The organism is Vibrio sp. CAU 1672, from assembly GCF_029223195.1.
Lineage (GTDB): Bacteria > Pseudomonadota > Gammaproteobacteria > Enterobacterales > Vibrionaceae > Vibrio.
On record NZ_JARHUF010000021.1, the window covers coordinates 23,831 to 44,160 of the forward strand.

Annotated in this window: 15 protein-coding genes; 11 read left to right on the top strand and 4 right to left on the bottom strand. The window is 49.0% G+C overall.

What is annotated here, in order from left to right; translation table 11 throughout:
- Position 1 precedes the first annotated feature (1 nt).
- From P2G85_RS16485 to sucD, 5 genes are all read left to right on the top strand, one after another.
- On the top strand, positions 2-712 hold the full coding sequence (locus P2G85_RS16485; protein WP_275865160.1) for a succinate dehydrogenase iron-sulfur subunit: 711 nt from the start codon (positions 2-4) through the stop codon (positions 710-712).
- 92 nt (positions 713-804) lie between these two features.
- Positions 805-3,630: a 2-oxoglutarate dehydrogenase E1 component gene (gene sucA, locus P2G85_RS16490; protein WP_275865161.1), complete on the top strand. Its 2,826-nt coding sequence runs from the start codon at positions 805-807 to the stop codon at positions 3,628-3,630.
- Between the two features lie 28 nt (positions 3,631-3,658).
- Positions 3,659-4,867, top strand: a complete 1,209-nt coding sequence (gene odhB / locus P2G85_RS16495; protein ID WP_275865162.1) for a 2-oxoglutarate dehydrogenase complex dihydrolipoyllysine-residue succinyltransferase — start codon at positions 3,659-3,661, stop codon at positions 4,865-4,867.
- Positions 4,868-5,072: 205 nt separating this feature from the next.
- Positions 5,073-6,239, top strand: coding sequence for an ADP-forming succinate--CoA ligase subunit beta (gene sucC, locus P2G85_RS16500; protein WP_275865163.1), 1,167 nt, complete (start codon positions 5,073-5,075; stop codon positions 6,237-6,239).
- Positions 6,239-7,111 (top strand): succinate--CoA ligase subunit alpha, encoded by an 873-nt coding sequence (gene sucD, locus P2G85_RS16505; protein ID WP_275865164.1) that lies wholly within the window; start codon positions 6,239-6,241, stop codon positions 7,109-7,111. The genes sucC and sucD overlap by 1 nt, the downstream gene beginning before the upstream one ends.
- Positions 7,112-7,175: 64 nt before the next feature.
- Here the strand turns inward: sucD and znuB are convergent, their stop codons facing one another.
- Positions 7,176-7,961: a zinc ABC transporter permease subunit ZnuB gene (gene znuB / locus P2G85_RS16510; protein ID WP_275865165.1), complete on the bottom strand. Its 786-nt coding sequence runs from the start codon at positions 7,959-7,961 to the stop codon at positions 7,176-7,178.
- On the bottom strand, positions 7,954-8,739 hold the full coding sequence (znuC, locus tag P2G85_RS16515; protein WP_275865166.1) for a zinc ABC transporter ATP-binding protein ZnuC: 786 nt from the start codon (positions 8,737-8,739) through the stop codon (positions 7,954-7,956). The genes znuB and znuC overlap by 8 nt, the downstream gene beginning before the upstream one ends.
- Positions 8,740-8,817: 78 nt before the next feature.
- On the opposite strand from znuC, the gene znuA reads away from it, so the two are divergent.
- From znuA to P2G85_RS16540, 5 genes are all read left to right on the top strand, one after another.
- A complete protein-coding gene (gene znuA, locus P2G85_RS16520) occupies positions 8,818-9,699 on the top strand; it encodes a zinc ABC transporter substrate-binding protein ZnuA (RefSeq protein ID WP_275865167.1) in 882 nt (293 codons plus the stop codon).
- A gap of 200 nt (positions 9,700-9,899) precedes the next feature.
- Positions 9,900-13,289, top strand: a complete 3,390-nt coding sequence (locus P2G85_RS16525) for an AraC family transcriptional regulator (protein WP_275865168.1) — start codon at positions 9,900-9,902, stop codon at positions 13,287-13,289.
- Positions 13,290-14,366: 1,077 nt separating this feature from the next.
- Positions 14,367-14,594, top strand: a complete 228-nt coding sequence (locus P2G85_RS16530) for a FeoA family protein (protein ID WP_275865169.1) — start codon at positions 14,367-14,369, stop codon at positions 14,592-14,594.
- Positions 14,594-16,867: a Fe(2+) transporter permease subunit FeoB gene (gene feoB / locus P2G85_RS16535; protein ID WP_275865170.1), complete on the top strand. Its 2,274-nt coding sequence runs from the start codon at positions 14,594-14,596 to the stop codon at positions 16,865-16,867. Before P2G85_RS16530 ends, feoB begins: the two co-directional genes overlap by 1 nt.
- Positions 16,864-17,094 (top strand): FeoC-like transcriptional regulator, encoded by a 231-nt coding sequence (locus tag P2G85_RS16540; RefSeq protein WP_275865171.1) that lies wholly within the window; start codon positions 16,864-16,866, stop codon positions 17,092-17,094. Before feoB ends, P2G85_RS16540 begins: the two co-directional genes overlap by 4 nt.
- Positions 17,095-17,167: 73 nt before the next feature.
- Here P2G85_RS16540 and P2G85_RS16545 read toward each other — a convergent pair whose 3' ends face one another.
- Together P2G85_RS16545 and argS are read right to left on the bottom strand one after the other, a co-directional pair.
- The gene (locus P2G85_RS16545) at positions 17,168-17,596 is read right to left on the bottom strand and encodes an HIT domain-containing protein (protein WP_275865172.1); all 429 of its coding nucleotides are present in this window, start codon (positions 17,594-17,596) and stop codon (positions 17,168-17,170) included.
- 128 nt (positions 17,597-17,724) lie between these two features.
- Positions 17,725-19,458, bottom strand: coding sequence for an arginine--tRNA ligase (gene argS, locus P2G85_RS16550; RefSeq protein ID WP_275865173.1), 1,734 nt, complete (start codon positions 19,456-19,458; stop codon positions 17,725-17,727).
- Between the two features lie 221 nt (positions 19,459-19,679).
- Here argS and P2G85_RS16555 point away from each other — a divergent pair, with 221 nt between their 5' ends.
- Positions 19,680-20,276 carry a VOC family protein gene (locus P2G85_RS16555; protein WP_275865174.1) on the top strand — a complete coding sequence of 199 codons (597 nt, stop codon included), beginning with the start codon at positions 19,680-19,682 and terminating at the stop codon, positions 20,274-20,276.
- Positions 20,277-20,330 lie beyond the last annotated feature (54 nt).

The following is a 20,330-nucleotide window of genomic DNA, read 5'->3' on the forward strand; positions in this document are numbered from 1 at the left end:
GATGAAACTGAACTTCTCTTTGTACCGTTACAACCCAGATGTGGATACTAAGCCATACATGAAGGACTACAGCCTTGAAGTGGATGAAGGTTCAGACATGATGGTATTAGATGCGCTGATCCTGCTGAAAGAACAAGATCCGAGTATCGCGTTTCGTCGCTCATGCCGTGAAGGGGTGTGTGGTTCTGATGGGTTAAACATGAATGGCAAGAATGGCCTGGCCTGTATTACCCCACTTTCGGTCTTGCAGGGGGACAAAATTATCATTCGTCCGTTGCCGGGTTTGCCTGTGGTGCGTGACTTGATCGTTGATATGACGCAATTCTATGATAATTATGCGAAAGTGAAGCCTTTCTTAATTGATGACGGCGCTCTGCCGCCATCACGTGAAAACTTACAAGCACCAGAAGACCGGGCGCATTTAGACGGTCTGTATGAGTGTATCATGTGTGCATGTTGTACGACTTCTTGTCCTTCGTTCTGGTGGAATCCGGATAAATTCATTGGCCCGGCAGGGCTGCTCGCTGCTTACCGATGGCTGATTGATAGCCGTGATACTGCAACAGAGGAACGTCTGTCTGATCTTGATGATGCATTTAGCGTTTTTCGTTGCCATGGCATCATGAATTGTGTAAGTGTTTGTCCTAAGGGACTAAATCCTACGAAAGCCATCGGTCATATTAAGACAATGCTGGTGAATCGTTCGGTTTAATGTAACAACAAAAATTGCCGGCCCCTGGGGTCGGCTCTTAATAGCTCGGCAAAGACCGCAGCAAACGTGAAAACTACTGGTTAAGGGAAAATATGCACAACGGCGTGATGAAGGCATGGCTCGAGTCTTCACACTTGGCTGGCGCCAATGCAACTTACGTAGAGGATCTCTACGAACTGTATCTAAGTGATCCCGATCTGGTAAGTGAGGAGTGGAAACGTGTTTTTGAAGGCTTACCCAAGCCAACAGAAGAAGTGGTGGAACAGCCACATTCGCGTGTCCGTGACTACTTCCGACGACTCGCTCAAGAAACAAAGCATTACAGTGTCCAAGTCAGTGATCCAGATGTCGATGCTAAGCAAGTAAAAGTTCTACAGCTAATCAACGCTTACCGCTTCCGCGGGCATGAAGCTGCAGAGTTAGATCCATTAGGTTTATGGCAACGCCCTACGGTGGCGGAGCTTGATCCTGAATTCCACACACTCACCGAAGACGATTTCGAAGAGACTTTCAACGTGGGCTCGTTTGCCATTGGTCATGAGACCATGAAGTTGAAAGACATCTACTCATCTCTGAAAAAAATATACTGCGGCTCAATTGGCGCAGAATATATGCACATGACAGACACTGAGCAAAAGCGTTGGATTCAGCAGCGCCTTGAATCAGTTGTCGGCCAACCATCTTTCGATCTGGAAGAAAAACAAACTTTCTTAGCCGAGCTTACCGCAGCAGAAGGCCTGGAGCGTTACCTTGGCGCAAAATTCCCCGGGGCAAAACGTTTCTCGCTAGAAGGTGGTGACGCGTTGATCCCGATGACCAAAGAGCTGATCCGCCATGCGGGTAAAAGCGGCATGCGTGAAGTCGTGATTGGCATGGCACACCGTGGTCGCCTGAATATGTTGGTTAACGTATTGGGCAAAAAACCACAAGATCTGTTCGATGAGTTTGCCGGCAAGCACGATGAAACCTGGGGCACTGGTGATGTTAAGTACCATCAGGGATTTTCGGCAGACTTTGCCACACCGGGTGGTAATGTTCACTTAGCACTGGCGTTTAACCCGTCACACCTCGAGATTGTTAACCCGGTGGTGATCGGTTCGGTTCGCGCACGTCAGGATCGTCTGGTTGATGAAGATGGCAGCAAAGTGTTACCGATCACTATCCATGGTGACTCGGCGATTGCTGGCCAAGGCGTGGTAGCTGAGACGTTTAACATGTCTCAGGCACGCGGTTTCCAGGTTGGAGGTACGGTACGGATCGTGGTCAACAACCAGGTCGGCTTTACCACTTCAAACCCACGTGATACGCGTTCTACCATGTACTGTACTGATATTGCCAAAATGGTACAGGCGCCGATCTTCCACGTAAATGCCGATGATCCTGAAGCGGTGGCGTTCGTGACTCGTTTGGCACTGGATTACCGGAATGAGTTTAAACGCGATGTCCTGATTGATTTGGTGTGTTACCGCCGTCACGGTCATAACGAAGCTGATGAGCCGAATGCGACTCAGCCGCTGATGTACCAGAAAATCAAGAAACATCCGACGCCGCGTAAACTGTACGCCGATGTACTGATCGATAAGCAAGAGTCTGACATCGAAACCGCTACGCAGATGGTTAATGAGTACCGTGATGCGCTAGACAAAGGTGAGGTGGTTGTTAAAGAGTGGCGTCCAATGACGATGCATTCGGTAGACTGGTCGCCATACCTTGGTCATGACTGGGATACAGAGTGGGCATCAAAATTCGATAAGCAACGTTTGGTGGAACTGGGGCAACGTATGTGTCAGTACCCGGAAAGCCACAAACTGCAAAGCCGGGTAAACAAGCTTTATAACGACCGTCAAGCAATGATGACCGGTGAGAAAGCTATCGACTGGGGTATGGCTGAGACGCTGGCTTATGCCACTTTGGTTGATGAAGGCAAGCGCATTCGAATTTCAGGTCAGGATTCCGGCCGCGGAACCTTTTTCCACCGTCATTCAGTGCTGCATAGCCAGACGGACGCCAGTACCTATATTCCGCTGGCAAATATCCACGATAAACAGGGCCCGTTTGAGGTGTTTGATTCGGTACTGTCTGAAGAAGCGGTCCTGGCCTTCGAATACGGGTATGCCACCGCAGAGCCGGGCGGCCTGACCATCTGGGAAGCGCAGTTTGGTGACTTCGCCAATGGTGCACAGGTCGTGATCGACCAGTTTATCTCTTCCGGTGAACAGAAATGGGCCCGCCTGTGTGGCCTGACGATGTTGCTGCCGCATGGTTATGAAGGCCAGGGACCTGAGCACTCTTCCGCGCGTTTGGAGCGTTACCTGCAATTGTGTGCTGAGCAGAACATGCAAGTTGTTGTTCCATCTACGCCAGCCCAGGTTTATCACATGATTCGCCGTCAGGTTGTGCGTCCAATGCGTCGTCCTTTGATTGTGATGTCACCAAAATCGCTACTTCGCCATCCACTTTGTACTTCTGCCATCGAAGATTTGGCGGAAGGTACATTCCAGGCAGCAATTCCAGAAGTGGATGACCTGGAGCCTGGCAAAGTAAAACGTGTTGTATTCTGTTCCGGTAAAGTGTATTTCGATTTGCTTGAGCAGCGCCGCAATAATGAGCAGGATGATGTCGCGATAGTACGTATCGAGCAGCTCTATCCATTCCCGATGGATGCGGTTCAAGAGGCGCTCGCACAATACACCAATGTAGTGGACTACGTATGGTGTCAGGAAGAGCCGCAAAACCAAGGTGCTTGGTATTGTAGCCAGCATAACTTCCGTGCAGCTATTCCTGCCGGTGCTGATTTGAAATATGCGGGCCGTCCAGCTTCTGCTTCGCCGGCCGTCGGCTACATGTCGGTACACTTGAAGCAACAAAAAGCGTTGGTTGAAGACGCTCTGAACGTGAACTTACAAACTTCGAATTAAGAGCTAGAAGTTAAAGGAAGAAACAGATATGACAATTGAAATTCTGGTTCCAGATTTACCTGAATCAGTTGCTGACGCAACCGTAGCGACATGGCACAAACAACCAGGCGACGTAGTCGAACGCGATGAGGTGTTGGTTGATATTGAAACGGACAAAGTGGTCCTGGAAGTACCAGCGCCGGACGCGGGTGTATTAGAAGCCATTGTTGAAGAAGAAGGTGCGACTGTACTTTCAAAACAGTTGATTGCCAAACTTAAACTTGGTGCGGTTGCCGGTGAACCGACGACAGATACGACCGAATCCTCGCAAGCCTCTCCTGATAAGCGCCATAAAGCGGCATTAACGGAAGAGTCCAACGATGCGCTCAGCCCTGCGGTACGTCGTCTTCTGGCAGAGCATGGTCTTGAAGCAAATCAGGTAAAAGGCACAGGGGTTGGTGGCCGTATTACTCGCGAAGACATTGAAGCCCATTTAGCAAAAGCGAAAGACGCACCAGCGGTTGAAGCGCCGGTTGTGGTAGAAGCGCCGGCAGCAGCCCGTAGCCAAAAACGCGTACCGATGACCCGCCTGCGCAAGACAGTGGCAAATCGTCTGCTTGAAGCGAAGAACAATACCGCGATGCTGACGACGTTTAATGAAGTGAACATGAAGCCTATCATGGACCTTCGTAAGCAGTACAAAGATCAGTTCGAAGAGCGTCATGGTATCCGTCTTGGTTTTATGTCTTTCTACGTGAAAGCAGTCACAGAAGCACTCAAGCGCTTCCCTGAAGTGAATGCTTCGATTGATGGTGATGACATCGTCTACCACAACTACTTCGATATCAGTATGGCGGTATCCACGCCACGCGGTTTGGTTACTCCTGTACTGAAAGACTGTGACAAACTCGGTTTTGCGGATATCGAAAAGGGCATCAAAGAGCTGGCGATCAAAGGCCGTGACGGTAAGTTAACGGTTGACGAGCTAATGGGTGGTAATTTCACCATCACTAACGGCGGTGTATTTGGTTCATTGATGTCAACGCCAATCATCAACCCGCCTCAGTCTGCAATCCTGGGTATGCATAAGATTCAGGAGCGTCCAATGGCGATTGATGGCAAGGTAGAAATCCTGCCGATGATGTACCTGGCACTCTCTTATGATCATCGCTTAATTGATGGTCGTGAATCAGTGGGTTTCCTGGTAACGATTAAAGAGCTACTGGAAGATCCGGCACGTCTGCTATTAGACGTTTAGTATCGCTGAAACGTCGAGTTGTCCCTGATAGCTCGACGTCTCCAGCATCCAAGGCTAGACTGGCTCAGCGTCTGGCCTTCAACTGAACTGCCCCCGATATAACCTATAAGCAGTTTATTTGAGAAGACCCTACAGACGTACCGCAATGAAAGCGGCGTTATGGAAATTATAAATCCCTTAAGGGAATAACAAACGGAATATCAAAATGAATTTGCATGAATACCAAGCCAAACAGCTATTTGCAGAATTCGGTTTGCCAGTGCCTGAAGGCTACGCATGTGATACGCCACAAGAAGCGTTTGAAGCGGCTGGCCGCATTTCTACGGAGAAAAAAGTCGTTAAGTGTCAGGTTCACGCTGGTGGCCGCGGTAAAGCGGGCGGTGTTGAACTGCACGATACCAAAGAAGGCGTAAAAGAATTCGCACAAAAATGGCTGGGTAAAAACCTGGTGACTTACCAAACAGACGCAAATGGTCAGCCGGTTACTAAAATTCTGGTCGAAGAAGCGTCTAACATCGCGAATGAACTTTACCTTGGTGCGGTTGTAGACCGTGCAAGCCGTAAGATCGTATTCATGGCTTCTACTGAAGGTGGGGTAGAAATCGAAAAAGTTGCGGAAGAAACGCCGGAGCTTATCCACAAAGCCACCATCGACCCACTAGTCGGCCCTCAGGCTTACCAGGGTCGCGAGCTGGCGTTCAAACTGGGTCTTGAAGGTGACCAAATCAAACAATTTGTTAAGATCTTCATGGGTCTTGGCACTATGTTCTCTCAGTACGACCTGGCGCTGCTAGAGATCAACCCACTGGTGATTACTGCTGAAGGCAACCTACTGTGTCTTGACGGTAAGATCAACATCGACTCAAACGCACTATACCGTCAGCCTAAGCTACGTGAAATGCACGATCCGTCACAAGAAGACGAACGTGAAGCGCATGCCGCTAAGTGGGAGCTGAACTACGTAGCACTGGACGGTAACGTTGGCTGTATGGTTAACGGTGCAGGTCTTGCGATGGGTACAATGGACATCGTAAATCTGCACGGCGGTAAGCCGGCGAACTTCCTGGACGTTGGTGGCGGTGCGACCAAAGAGCGCGTGGCAGAAGCATTTAAGATCATCCTGTCTGATGACAATGTGCAAGCAGTACTGGTAAACATTTTCGGCGGTATCGTACGTTGTGACATGATCGCAGAAGGTATTATCGGTGCAGTTAAAGAGGTAGGTGTAAATGTACCGGTTGTGGTTCGCCTGGAAGGGACTAACGCAGACCTGGGTCGCGAAGTTCTTGCTAATTCTGATGTTGATATCATTGCTGCTGAGTCGCTAACAGATGCTGCTCAGAAAGTTGTTGCTGCTGCGGAGGCCAAATAATGTCTGTACTAATTAATAAAGACACCAAAGTAATCTGTCAGGGCTTTACTGGTGGTCAAGGTACTTTCCACTCAGAGCAGGCGATTGCTTACGGCACACAAATGGTTGGTGGTGTATCGCCAGGTAAAGGCGGTCAAATTCACCTGGGCCTTCCGGTATTCAACACAGTACGTGAAGCAGTAGAAGTCACAGGCGCGACAGCCACGGTTATCTACGTACCAGCGCCATTCTGTAAAGATGCAATCCTGGAAGCGATTGATGCAGGTATTGAACTGATCGTAACGATCACGGAAGGTATTCCAACCACAGATATGATCGACGTGAAAGTGAAGCTGGAAGAAACCGGCGTTCGTATGATTGGTCCTAACTGTCCGGGTGTTATCACGCCTGATGAATGTAAGATCGGCATCATGCCTGGTCACATCCATAAGAAAGGTAAAGTGGGTATCGTTTCTCGCTCGGGCACACTCACATACGAAGCAGTTAAGCAAACCACTGACGAAGGCTTCGGTCAATCAACGTGTGTTGGTATCGGTGGTGACCCTATCCCGGGTTCAAACTTTATTGATATCCTCAAGCTATTCCAGGACGATCCAGAAACTGAAGCAATCGTCATGATTGGTGAAATCGGTGGTACGGCAGAAGAAGAAGCGGCGGCTTACATCAAAGAAAACGTAACTAAGCCAGTGGTTTCTTACATTGCCGGTGTGACTGCGCCACCGGGTAAACGTATGGGTCACGCGGGTGCGATCATCTCTGGTGGTAAAGGCACGGCAGAAGACAAATTTGCCGCACTGGAAGCGGCAGGTGTTAAGACGGTGAAATCTCTGGCAGAGATCGGTCAAGGTCTGCGTGAGGTAACCGGCTGGTAATCAGCTGAATTGAGTGACTAAAAAAGCCTGGCAGATGCCAGGCTTTTTTGTTTTACAGAGTCGTTTAAGCGTTTCGTTGGATCAGGTGGCTGAGCATAAATAGTGTTGTTGCACTGATTACAACCGAAGGCCCTGCCGGAGTATCAAAGTGCCAGGAAAGGCTCAGTCCCATCAGCACCGCGATAGCACCGATGAGCGAAGCAAAAAAGGCCATTTGCTCAGGTGTCGATGAGATTCGCCGGGCGGTTGCTGCTGGAATGATCAACAGTGAGGTCATGATCAAGGCACCGACAAACTTCATACCAACCGCGATGACTAAACCGACCATCAGCATTAAGACCAAGCGAACCAGATCGGTGTTGACGCCTTCCACCGCGGCCAGCTCTTCGCTGACCGTACTGGAAAGCAGTGGGCGCCAAAATACATACAGGCAGATACTGACGGCCAGCACGCCGGCATAAATGAACATCAGGTCGTGCAGCGATACCGCCAGCAGGTCGCCAAACAAGTAACTCATCAAGTCAACCCGTACGTTATCCAAAAAGCTGACCGAGACCAAACCGATGGAAAGTGAACTGTGTGCCAGAATACCAAGCAGGGTATCCGTTGCAACCAGCTGCTGTTTCTGCAAGGTAACCAGCAGGATAGCTAAGGCCAAACAACAGACCAGCAGCGCAAAATACAGGTTAACATCCAGTAAAAAGCCGAGGGCTAAACCCATTAGCGAGGCGTGGGCGAGGGTATCGCCAAAGTAGGCCATTTTGCGCCAGACGACAAATGACCCGAGCGGGCCGGAAATTATGGCGATACCGATGCCGGCGAGGATAGAAGGAAGCAGAAACTCAATCATGGTGATGTCCGTGACTGTGATGTGAACAACTCAAGGCGTCTCCTTGTACCGGTTGCCCGGCTAAATCGTGGTGGTGATGATCATGATCGTGATGGTAGAAAGCCAGTGACTCACGGGCTGCATGACCAAATAATGCGATGTACGACGGGTGCTGGGTGATGGCCGCCGGTGAACCGGAGCAGCAGATGTGGTGCTGCAGACAGATCACCTCATCGGTCTTCGCCATCACCAGATGAAGATCATGTGAAACCATAAAAACACCACAGTCAAAGCGGTGACGAATGCTCTCAATTAGTTCATACAGATCAATTTGCCCTTGGACATCCACCCCTTGAGCGGGTTCATCAAGCACTAATAGCGCCGGGCGTTGTAGCAAGGCTCGTGCCAGCAATACACGTTGATTCTCACCGCCGGACAAGCGGTGCATGTTATTGTGCAGCAGATGCTCGGCGCCAACCAGCTTAAGCGCATCAACACATTCCTGCTGGCTGTAGCGGCCCGCGAGGTTGAGGAACCGTTTTACGGTTAACGGTAATGAGTCGTTGAGTTTCAACTTTTGCGGTACATAACCGACTTTCAGCTTGCTTTGGCGGCTGATTTGTCCATGGGTGGGGGATTGTAAACCGAGAATAACTTTAACCAGGGTTGATTTTCCCGCGCCATTGGGACCAATCAAAGTGGTGATTCTGCCCTTATTCAACTCCAGACTGATGTTGTCGAGCACCCGACGGCCATCAAATTCGACACACAGGTTCTCCAGACGGATTAAAGACGACATAAATGAAACTCATTTGCAAATCAATAATGTTATAATGTAACATTATTGCACTTTCCATGCTATATCCCAAGTAAAACGATGAACAGAGCCATTATTCTCATTACGGCTGCGCTGTTAGCGGTGCCAGCCCATGCGGTCAACGTGTTGACCAGCATAAAACCGATTCAAATGATCGCCACGGAGTTAACCGTGGGAGTGACATCACCACACCTGCTTGTGCACGCCAACGCTTCGCCGCATGATTATGCCTTGCGTCCTTCTGACGTAAAAAAGATCAATCAAGCCGATTTGATTGTGTGGTATGGCCGTGATCTGGAGCCGTTTTTGGAAAAAATCCTCGCTGATAAAGCCAATACACTCACACTGAGTAGCATACCGCAACTGGCATTACGTGAGTTTGGTTCCGAGCACAATCACGATCATGATGGGCATGAACATGGTATGCATGATCCCCATTTCTGGTTGGGGATTGAACCAACGTTGCAAGTCGCTCACGCTCTGGCGGAAGAGCTGGCAAAAGTGGATCCTGCCAATGCACAACGCTACCAAGTGAATCTGGAAAAGTTTGAACATCAGCTGATGTTGACTGACAGTGCAATCAAAACCCAGCTGGCACCTGTCAGGCAGCGCGGCTATTTTGTGTTCCATGATGCTTACGGCTATTTTGAGGATCGCTACCAAATGACTAACCTGGGTCATTTTACGGTTTCGCCGGACCGTAAACCGGGAGCAAAAACCCTGATCCGCATTCGCAAGGCCTTATCTGAGGAAGAGGTTGCCTGTGTTTTTGCGGAACCTCAGTTTACCCCGGCGATAGTGGATAGTGTGATGAGAGGGAGTCAGGCTGGCAGAGGCACATTGGATCCGTTAGGAAGCCAACTTGAAGTCGCTCCGGGCAGTTATTTTCGCCTGTTGCACGATATGGCGGATAGCTTGAGCCAGTGCCTGAGTGACGAATAAGGCGCAATAGTTACAACGCTTTGAGGGCGAACGTGATCAAACAACAAGAATTGCAAGCTATTGCCAAGTGACGCTTTTTTCTTGTGGGAATTAAGATATCATTGCATTAATTAGCGGCTCAAAATAACAACAGTGCAACCAGGAATGGTTGCCCGGGTTTGTTATCGCCGTATTGGTTTACTCAATGATAGGTTTTACTTTTGTTGCGCCAGCTGACCCAGGTTTTATTGGGGTTTATTATTTCGTTTCAAGCGCTTGCATTGAACAGCGCCAACGCTATTTTCTACCCTTTGCCGACTCAGGTGAAGGGTACTTTTGTGGTGGCAAAAAATTTGTTTCCAGGGGAGCAAGGGGGGCTGTGGATTCATGATGTTCATGGCCGGGTGCTGTTTTATGATGGCCGGAGCATCTTGCCTAAGAATGGCAGTTTGCTCCAGGATGAAACCGTCGAACAAGTGGCCTATCAGGACGGGGCATTTTGGACCTATTTTGATAACGAAGTTTACCAAACCAAACCCAATCAAGAGCGACAACTTGTTTTTAGCTTGAGTCCGGGGGCCCAGATCCGCAAAATCGGTGCTTCCGGCCGCTTTGTCTGGGTCAGTGACGGGGCGCAGTTTTACACTTACCATCTTGATAGCAGAGAAATAGAAACTTACTCACTGTTGCAGCTTTACCAATTTAGTAACAGCAGCCGTGTTTATATTAACGACGCTATTTTTATTAAAGAAAAGTGGTTGCTGGCAACCACCTCCGGAGCTTACTTGTCGGAGAATAAGCACTTTGATCACATTAGCGCGTCAGGTCGATCTTATGTCGAGAAAGTGTACTTTTCTCATGCCCGGCGCCAGGTGTTGATCGGCTTACTGGATGGTGCTTTGGTGTTTAATATGGATAAAACCGGAGTCCGGCAGGCCAAAATTGGTAACTCACATGTATTGGCGTTTGCTGAAACCAATCAAGCCTACTGGGTTGGTACTGAACATGGCTTATACACTTATTCATTTATGACCGGAGAGACAACACGAGTTTCTTCGGCCAGTTTTCAGGAGTTGGACCTCGATCAGAGCAAAATCTATGCGTTACTGAATGATAATATGGGCGGGATGTGGATAGCGACCAACCAAGGTATTCGTTATTACTCATTATTTAGTCAACAGTTTAAGCGCATGATCTTCAACCATCATCAGCGGCAGGACACCCCGGGACGTGTTCGACAAATGCTAACCGATGAACAGGGAGTGTTGTGGCTTGCTGATGAGCGCAAGTTGTACAAGAAGGTGGATCACGATGTTAGGCCAGTTCTCGAGGTGACATCGCGAATCAATGAATTTGCCCTTTTGGCAGGAAAAATCTGGCTTGCGACCGAAGATGGGTTACAGGTTTATCAGCGTAGTAGTTTAAAGCCGGTGGTTTACCCTTACCTACAAGCCATTGCAAGTGGCTCGGTAGAGCATATTGTCTCTATGGGGCGGGATAAAGTGTGGTTGTCGAGTGGTTATAATTTGTACAGCGTCGATGTAGACCAGCAACACGTGCGAAATTTTGGCGGTGACTGGATTGTCAGTAAGTATTTACCCGCCAAAATACGGCGCCTCTATTCATCCGGTGCGTTGTTGGTGATTGGAACAGACCATGGATACTATCAGTATGATGGTGAGAGGATTCGCTTTAACCGTTTTTCTGTCAACTACGGCGAAACGCTTGATATGATAACAGCTTCTGATGGTGCGAACTGGTATGCATCCGCCTATGGGTTGTACAAAACTCGACACGACAGCGATGTCCCGCGCGTTTTGTCAATGAAAATGGAGAATGCCCGTTCGGCCTGCTTGCTCAGTGATTCAGATGGTGTCTGGCTGTCATCCTCTACGGGGCTGAGTTTTTACAATTTGGCCGGTGACCTGGTGAAACACTTTTCGTCATCATCCGGTTTGATCACCAATGAGTTCTTACCTGGCACTTGTGAGATGGCCCGGCGCGGTGATGAGCATGACCGGATAATGTATTTCGGGTCAAAATATGGTTTGGTCAGTGCAGAACCGGCTAACCTATTAGTGGCGTCTGTACCAGAGTTTCGCCTGATCATCAGCCGGGTAGCTCAAGAAAATCGGGTACTTCAAGTCGGCAGTAGTGAGTTGCAAAACGTGGAGCTGCCATACGGCGCGTCGATCAGCTTTTTGTTTGGGGTGATGCCAATGCCAGACAATCAAAACTTGTTCTACCGTTTAAGTGCACTTGATGAGTGGCAACTGCTCGAAGGGGGCTATTTGACCCTGGAACACCTCAATTCAGGTAGCTACACCCTTCAGATCAGCAATGATAGCCAGCTAGCTAAGGATCAAATTGGCGTGGAAGCGCGGTTTTTAGTCAAAAAACCGTGGTATTTATCCAAATATCCGCTGTTGGGGTTTACCTTGGCTGGGTTTACTATTTTGATGCTAGTGATGTATTGGCGTTCACGTTACATGCTTGAGGCAAACCGCCAATTAAGTGCTCAGGTAACGCTAAAAACAAACCAACTGCGGCATCAAAGCCGGGTGTTACTCACCAGTAACCAACAGCTCAGGAAGCAGATTCAAGTACGCAATCTGTTGGTCGATCATGTTGCCAGCTCGATCAAAGCTAGCGTCAATATCCTCAAAGCCCAGTTGCCGCCGTCTTTAGACCCCGTAACACAGGATCATCTTAATAAAACCTACTGGCAGTTAAATGAGTTGGAGAGCTCCTCGCACAAGAATACGCCTGAAACTCAGAGTTACAACCTGAGCCAGATCACCCAATCTGTCGTCGACGTCTGGCAAGAGGATCTGGCGAAGGCGGGGCTGTCGGTGGAAGTGGTCGATACACAAAAATCGAGCCGTATTGCGCTGAAACGATTTAATCTTGATGTGATCTTCAATAGTGTTTTGGCTAATATTCTCAAACGAGGTTATCGTGGCCAGTGTATCAAAGTCCTGATCGAGGAGGCTGCAGAAACGGTTGATTTGAGCTTTCTTGATTATGGCCAGCAAATGCCAAGCAACCCTGCTCCCGCGCGGCTGGCGACTGGTTCACCGTCCGACTTGAACATTAGTAATTTGCCTTCTCTTGTTGCTGAAAGTGGTGGCAAGTTGCTGATTTTTAGCTCAGAGGCACAAAATAAAATTCAGATTAGCTGGCCGGTTGCTGAGCCGGTCAACCATCACGAAGATACCTTTAGCTCGCTTGAGGAGATTGTTGAAGTCGTGCATTCCAAGCCAGAATCTCCGGAGCAGGCCTGGCTGAAAAAAGTCTACCAACTGGTAGAAAATAACTATCACGACCCGGATTTTGGTACCGCAACCGCGGCGAAAATGCTTTTCATGTCCGAGCGCAGCTTACAGCGGCGATTTAAGTCTGCGGCTTCACGCACACTAAAAGATTACCTGACAGAGGTTCGCCTGGAAACCGCTTGTGAAGAGCTGTTGGCGGGAGAAAAAATCAGTGATGTCGCGTTTAACTGTGGTTTTAACGATCCATCGTATTTCAGCCAAAAATTCAGGCTCCACTTCGGTTTATCCCCGTCAAAGTTTGCCAGTCATCAGGAAAGTAGTTCAGTTACCTCTTAATCGCCTGGTGAAGAGTCGTTAACCGCTTTTCTGCGGTACCCGGAATAACGGATTTACCTTTCATCTATGGTCGAGAACATTAGCTGCCCCCGACACAGCCGGGCCGTACCTGCTCCATCTGCAGTGATACTTTCCACTATCTATCGCGATTAGTGAGATGAGGTTTGGTTAGCCGATAAGCAAGTGGTGGGTAAAGTGCAGCATGCCATTGCCGATTCTATGTGTAGTGCGATGTGTTGGTTACTTAGTGCATGACAGCGGCTGTACATCGCCGTTATTGCGGGCCAGAGAATTGCTAAAACGCTTATCTACATAACAAGCCAACTCTTCACGCGGCCTCAGTTGGTGTTCGAGCTTTGATACCAATCTACATGAGTGTCAGTTCATTTTTCTGCTCAATTATCTAAATACTGACTTACCCTGATTGGTATTAAAAGGCTTCGATGACAGCACCGAGTGCCGGGCCAGGACATGTGAAATCGCGCAGATGCCATGCGGGTAAAGCTTATCTTAGAGATAGGGTGTTTAACGCTAGGAGTTGGCAAATATTGTGCAGTTTGACAGGTCAGGTATGCAGTAAATGGCGATATCTGCATCGATGTAAAAGCAGAAGAGGGTAAAAAAAATATCGTGGTATAGCCGGGGGGACTATACCACGGGTGTCAACGACACCTTCGCTTGCTGCCGGAGTGGCATGTTGCCATGCCACCTCTGGAATTCTATTGAGAGATGTCCCTCTCGATGGAATTACTATACGAAAGTTGACTTAATTTTCTTATAAAAATAACGCCATGTTACTATGAGAAACACGACAATCTTAGTTTTTAGTTGGTAAGTCATTGTATTTTAAGTTTTATTTTGCGTTTGGGAGTTGCATTCTGTCATTTGTTGTCGTTTAGAGAGATGGTAGCAGGAACGATTTTGACAAAATCGACGGAGTAGAATTAACGGAGTTAACGGGCGACAAAAATGCAATCTTTGATTTTACGCAAGGATCAGCACATAGAGAGGAGGTATTATCGCGACGCTATATTACAAATAAAAATATTTCTCATTAGCACTAACCGAAGGGCTACTATGAAGTTATCCGAACTTAAAGCTGGTGATGTCGTGACCATTACTGGATTTAAAGACCTGTCAAATGACATCCGCAAAAAGCTGATGGTGATGGGCTTGCTGCCAAACACACAAGTAAAACTGATTCGCCGTGCACCAATGGGAGACCCTCTTCAGGTAGAGGTTCGCGGAGTTTCTCTCGCCCTGCGCGAAACCATCGCATGCATGATTGAAGTGGAGCGTAGCTGATGCAATATCAGATTTTAACCGTTGGTAACCCTAACAGTGGTAAAACGACGCTGTTTAATGGTTTAACAGGTGCGAAACAACAGGTAGGCAACTGGGCTGGCGTAACCGTAGAGAAGAAAACCGGCCAATACCAACACTCAGGGGATGAGTTCCTGTTGACCGATTTGCCGGGGATTTATTCTTTAGACAGCGGAAATGACAGCAATAGTATCGATGAGTCGATCGCCTCACGTGCCGTGTTGACTCATCCAGCGGATCTGATCATCAACGTGGTAGACGCGACCAGCTTAGAACGTAGCTTGTACATGACATTGCAGTTACGTGAGTTAGGGCGTCCGATGATCGTAGTGCTGAATAAGATGGATGCACTTAACCGCGAGCGCCAGATCATCAATGTGGCCGAGTTAGAGAAAACGCTGGGCTGCCCCGTGATCAGCTTGTCTGCGACCAACAAAAAGCAGGTTGCGGAGTTTAAAGAAAAGCTGCACCGTATCCTGGTTCAGGGCGTGGCTTTAACTGAGCGGCCATTAAACTATGGTGCTGAGATGGAACTGGCGATTGCCGGCATCCAAGATCTGTTTGGCAAAGAGTCTGTTGCACCGCGTGCGTTGGCTATCCGGGCATTAGAGCAGGATGCGCTAGTGTTGAATAGCCTGTCCGATACCGATCGTAACACTGTTAATATGGCGGCGTCGGCGCTAACGGTAGACATTGACCTGCATGTGGCTGACACTAAATTCACCTTCCTGCATGAACAGTGTAAAAGGATTCGTCGCAGTGAAGGCAAGTTGAGCCGCAGCCTGACGGAGAAACTTGATCGCTTTATTCTCAACAAGTGGGTCGGTATTCCGTTCTTCTTTGTGGTGATGTACCTGATGTTCATGTTCTCGATCAACGTGGGCAGTGCTTTCATCGATTTCTTTGATATTGGTGTCGGAGCACTATTGGTCGACGGTGGTCACTACCTGCTTGATGATCATCTGCCGGTTTGGCTGGTGACGGTACTTGCTGATGGTATCGGTGGTGGTATCCAAACGGTCGCAACCTTTATTCCGGTTATCGCGTGTTTGTATTTGTTCTTAGCCTTACTGGAAAGCTCTGGCTATATGGCCCGTGCGGCTTTTGTGTTAGATAAAGTCATGCAAAAAATTGGTTTGCCAGGTAAGGCGTTTGTCCCATTGGTGCTTGGGTTTGGCTGTAACGTACCTTCGATCATGGCGACCCGGACTCTGGACCAGGAGCGTGAACGTAAGCTTGCGGCCTCGATGGCGCCGTTCATGTCCTGTGGCGCGCGTTTGCCGGTGTACGCTCTGTTTGCAGCGGCATTCTTTCCGGGCGCGGGTCAGAACGTGGTGTTTGCCCTGTACATACTGGGGATTGTGGCGGCGGTATTTACCGGATTATTCCTGAAAAAGACCCTTTATCCGGGGAGCAGTGACAGTCTGGTGATGGAACTGCCTAACTATGAACTGCCTACCATGCAAAACGTGCTGCTCAAAACCTGGCAGAAACTCAAGCGTTTTGTCCTTGGTGCCGGTAAGACCATTGTGGTTGTCGTTGCGATCCTGAGCTTCCTGAACTCTTTGGGGACCGATGGCAGCTTTGGCAATGAAGACAGTGAAAACTCAGTGCTGTCAAAAGCGGCGCAGGTGGTGACTCCGGTATTTACACCGCTCGGTATCCAGGACGACAATTGGCCGGCTACTGTCGGTATCATTACCGGTATCTTCGCCAAAGAAGCGGTAGTGGGTACACTGAACAGCCTGTACACCACGCCCGGTGATGATGAAGAAGCCGAATTTGATTTTATGGCCAGCCTGGAAGAAGCGCTGATGACTATTCCTGAAAATCTGGCTGGTTTAAGTTATTCCGATCCTTTGGGTATCGAAGTGGGTGATCTGACGGACTCAGATGCGGTGGCCGAAGAGCAAGACGTGGACGCTACTATTTTTGGTAACCTGAAAGAAAAGTTTGTATCCGGCAATGCGGCGTTTGCTTACTTGATCTTTATTCTGCTTTATACCCCGTGTGTGGCAGCCATGGGAGCCTATGTCCGCGAATTTGGTCAGATGTTTGCACGCTTTATTGCCGTCTGGACGATGGGATTAGCCTACTTTGGTGCGACCTTCTACTACCAGGCGACGCACCTGATGGAGCATCCTGTTAGCAGCACAGTTTGGATGGCGGGTATTGTGGCAATCTTCATCGCGACTTATCGCATCTGTAAGCGTGTTGGGGATAAGCAAAGAAGTTTAGAGGCACAAATGGCATGATCCTGCAGGAGCTTTATCAGTACATTGCCGACAAAGGAAGCGTTTCTCAGTCTGAGCTGGCAAAGCAGTTTGGAATGAGTGAAGACGGTGCTGATGCTATGCTGAACGTATGGATTGCCAAAGGGCGAATCTCCCGTCTGGTTGATACTACTAAAGGTGCTGATGTGACTCGTGTTCGCTATGTGGTGACCAGACAAGAAGGGTTGTCACTCACGGTGACCATGTAATCACCAGCAATAAAAAACCGCATCAGCAATGATGCGGTTTTTTTGTACCTGGCTGTATAGCAGAGCGCTCAGATCAGGCTTTACGGAAGATGGAACTCAGTGACAGCACATTCTGAATCCGGCCAAGCAGCTCGGCTTGCTCTTGCTCAGTGCGAAATTCACCTCTGGTGTTCCCCCAAACCGGACCAGGCCAGGCCACATCGTTTTTAAACCGTGCGATATGATGGATGTGCAGCTGCGGTACCATATTCCCGAGGGCACCCAGGTTGAGTTTATCTGGCTGAAACGTCGCTTCCAGCGCCTGGCTGACGGCTTGCGATTCCAGCAGGAACTGTTGCTGCTCCTGCATTGGCAGGTGGTGTAGCTCTTTCAGGTTCGCACGTTTAGGTACCAGAATGACCCACGGTACGGCATTGTCTTTATGCAGCAGCGCAACGCAAAGTGGAAAGTGACCAATAACGGTCGTATCTTTTGCCAGTTGAGGGTGTAGTTCAAAACTCATTATTGTTTTCCAACTCGTTTTTTGAATTAAGTTTGAATCAGTATACGCCAGATAAAACAAAAGGTTGACGCTTTCACGTCAACCTTTTTAATCATTAAGCTTGGTTGCTTTGAAAACTATAAAGCAGCTTACATGCGCTCTAGCGTTTCGATACCCAGCAGAGACAGGCCTTGCTTGATGGTCTTCGCGGTCAGTGCTGCAAGTTTCAGGCGGCTTTGTTTAACCGTTTCATCTTCCGCAACCAGAATAGGGCATGCTTCGTAGAAACTAGAGAACTGACCGGCCAGTTCGAACAAGTAGCTACACATGATGTGTGGCTGACCTTCGCGCGCTACAGATTGAACCGCTTCTTCAAATTGCATTAGCTTGGCGATCAGGGCTTTTTCTTTCTCGTCAGTGATCTGGATGTCACCTTGAAGCTCATCCATTGATACGCCAGCTTTAGCGAAGATAGAAGCGACACGAGTGTAAGCATACTGCATGTATGGTGCAGTGTTACCTTCAAACGCCAGCATGTTGTCCCAGTCAAACACGTAGTCAGTCGTACGGTGCTTCGAAAGGTCTGCGTATTTCACTGCCGCCATGGCCACGGTGTTTGCGATGTTCGCTTTCTCTTCTGCGTCCAGCGCAGGATTCTTTGATTCGATCAGTTTCGCTGCACGTTCTTCCGCTTCATCCAGAAGATCAGCAAGGCGAACCGTACCACCAGCACGAGTCTTAAATGGACGACCATCTTTACCCAGCATCATGCCGAACGCGTGGTGCTCAAGAGAGACAGATTCTGGCACGTAACCCGCTTTACGCACGATCGTCCAGGCTTGCATGAGGTGCTGGTGCTGACGAGAGTCAATGAAGTAAAGCACGCGGTCAGCGCCAAGCTCTTCGTAACGGTATTTCGCACAGGCGATGTCGGTTGTGGTGTAGAGGAAGCCGCCGTCACGTTTTTGCACGATAACGCCCATCGGCTCACCATCTTTGTTTTTGTACTCATCCAGGAATACAACTTGTGCGCCGTCATCTTCCACCGCAAGACCTTGTGCTTTAAGGTCAGCAACGATCTTAGGCAGCATGTCGTTGTACATGCTTTCGCCCATTACGTGTTCACGGGTCAGTGATACGTTAAGACGATCGTAGTTGCGTTGGTTTTGGATCATGGTTACGTCAACCAGCTTCTTCCACATTTCTGCGCAGAACTCGTCACCGCTTTGCAGTTTTACTACGTAGTTACGTGCTTTAACTGCGAACTCTTCGTCTTCGTCGTACAGCTTTTTCGATTCGCGGTAGAAGGCTTCCAGATCAGAAAGCTCCATTGAGATTTCACCGGACTCCTGCTGTACACGCTCCAGGTTGGCGATAAGCATACCGAACTGAGTACCCCAGTCACCGATGTGGTTGGCACGGATCACTTTGTGACCCAGGAATTCCAGCGTGCGCACTACAGCATCACCGATGATGGTTGAACGCAGGTGGCCAACGTGCATCTCTTTGGCTACGTTTGGTGCAGAGTAGTCAGCAACGATAGTTTTGGCTTGTTCTGCTGCAACGCCAAGACGTGAATCCGCCAGCGCGGCATCCGCTTGCTTGGCCAGGAACTCTTCGCTCAGGAAAATGTTGATGAAGCCAGGGCCGGCAATTTCTGTTTTGCTTGCAATACCATCAAGATCCAGAACATCCAGTACTTTCTGTGCAAATTCTCGTGGGTTAGTTCCCAGTTTTTTAGCAACGCCCATTACGCCGTTTGCTTGGTAATCACCAAATTGTGGCTTTGCTGATTGACGAACGGCTGCAGGGCTGCCTGCTGGTGCGCCAGCGGCTTCTAGAGCCTGAGATACTTTGTCATTAATAAGTGCTTGGATATTCACACGCGTTTCCTTCAGTTCAAGGACAAAGAACTCGGCAAAATAGGAGCCGAGTTCTGTTGGAGTTCACAAAAATGGGGCTAATGATAACAACTTTATTGCTTTTCATACAGAGAGGATTTGGGGAATTTTTTTACTTTTTTGATGGAATGGAAATGTGATTCGGTTTGGGTTTACTATTGCGCGCAAAGTAATGACAACATCAGTCCCAATGGAGAGCTGCCATGACGACGCAATTAGTAGAAAAACGCCTGACGCCAGATTTGATGATCCAAGATTTAGATGCCTTTATGGCTAAGATCGACGCTCTGGCCTCGATGCTTGATTTGGATGTGAGCCTGGCGCAGGCTGATCATATCGCGTTGCGTATTAACGACCCGCAGACCGCGCAGCAGGCCCATGCAGCCTGGTGCGATTACGGGAGCGTGATTTCCCAGGCGCAAATCAATGGCCGCCCGATCATTGTGATTGAGTTTGCTCACGCGCTTGAGAGCCGGGGCTGGAAAATCGAGTGCCTTGAACTGCCTTACCCGGCAGAGGGTAAGCTCTATCCGGCTGAGGGTTGGGAGCATGTTGAGTTTGTCATTCCTTCTCATGCCGAATCGGCCGAGGAGTATCTGGCGGATCTCAAACATACTTACCCGGCGTTTGGCCTGCGATGCAATGAACTGGAAAAACTGGGCGTGAAAATGAAGCTGTCCAGTCCGAAAGGCGAGGGAGAGCGACTGAGCAACCCCACCGTGGCTTTTAAATACCAGGGCGTATGTATCAAGCTTCACCCACACTCGCTGAAACACATTGTTGCATCTGAGCAAGCGTAATTAAGCCAGTTATAAATAAGAAAGGGTTACCAAATGAGTAACCCTTTCTTGTAT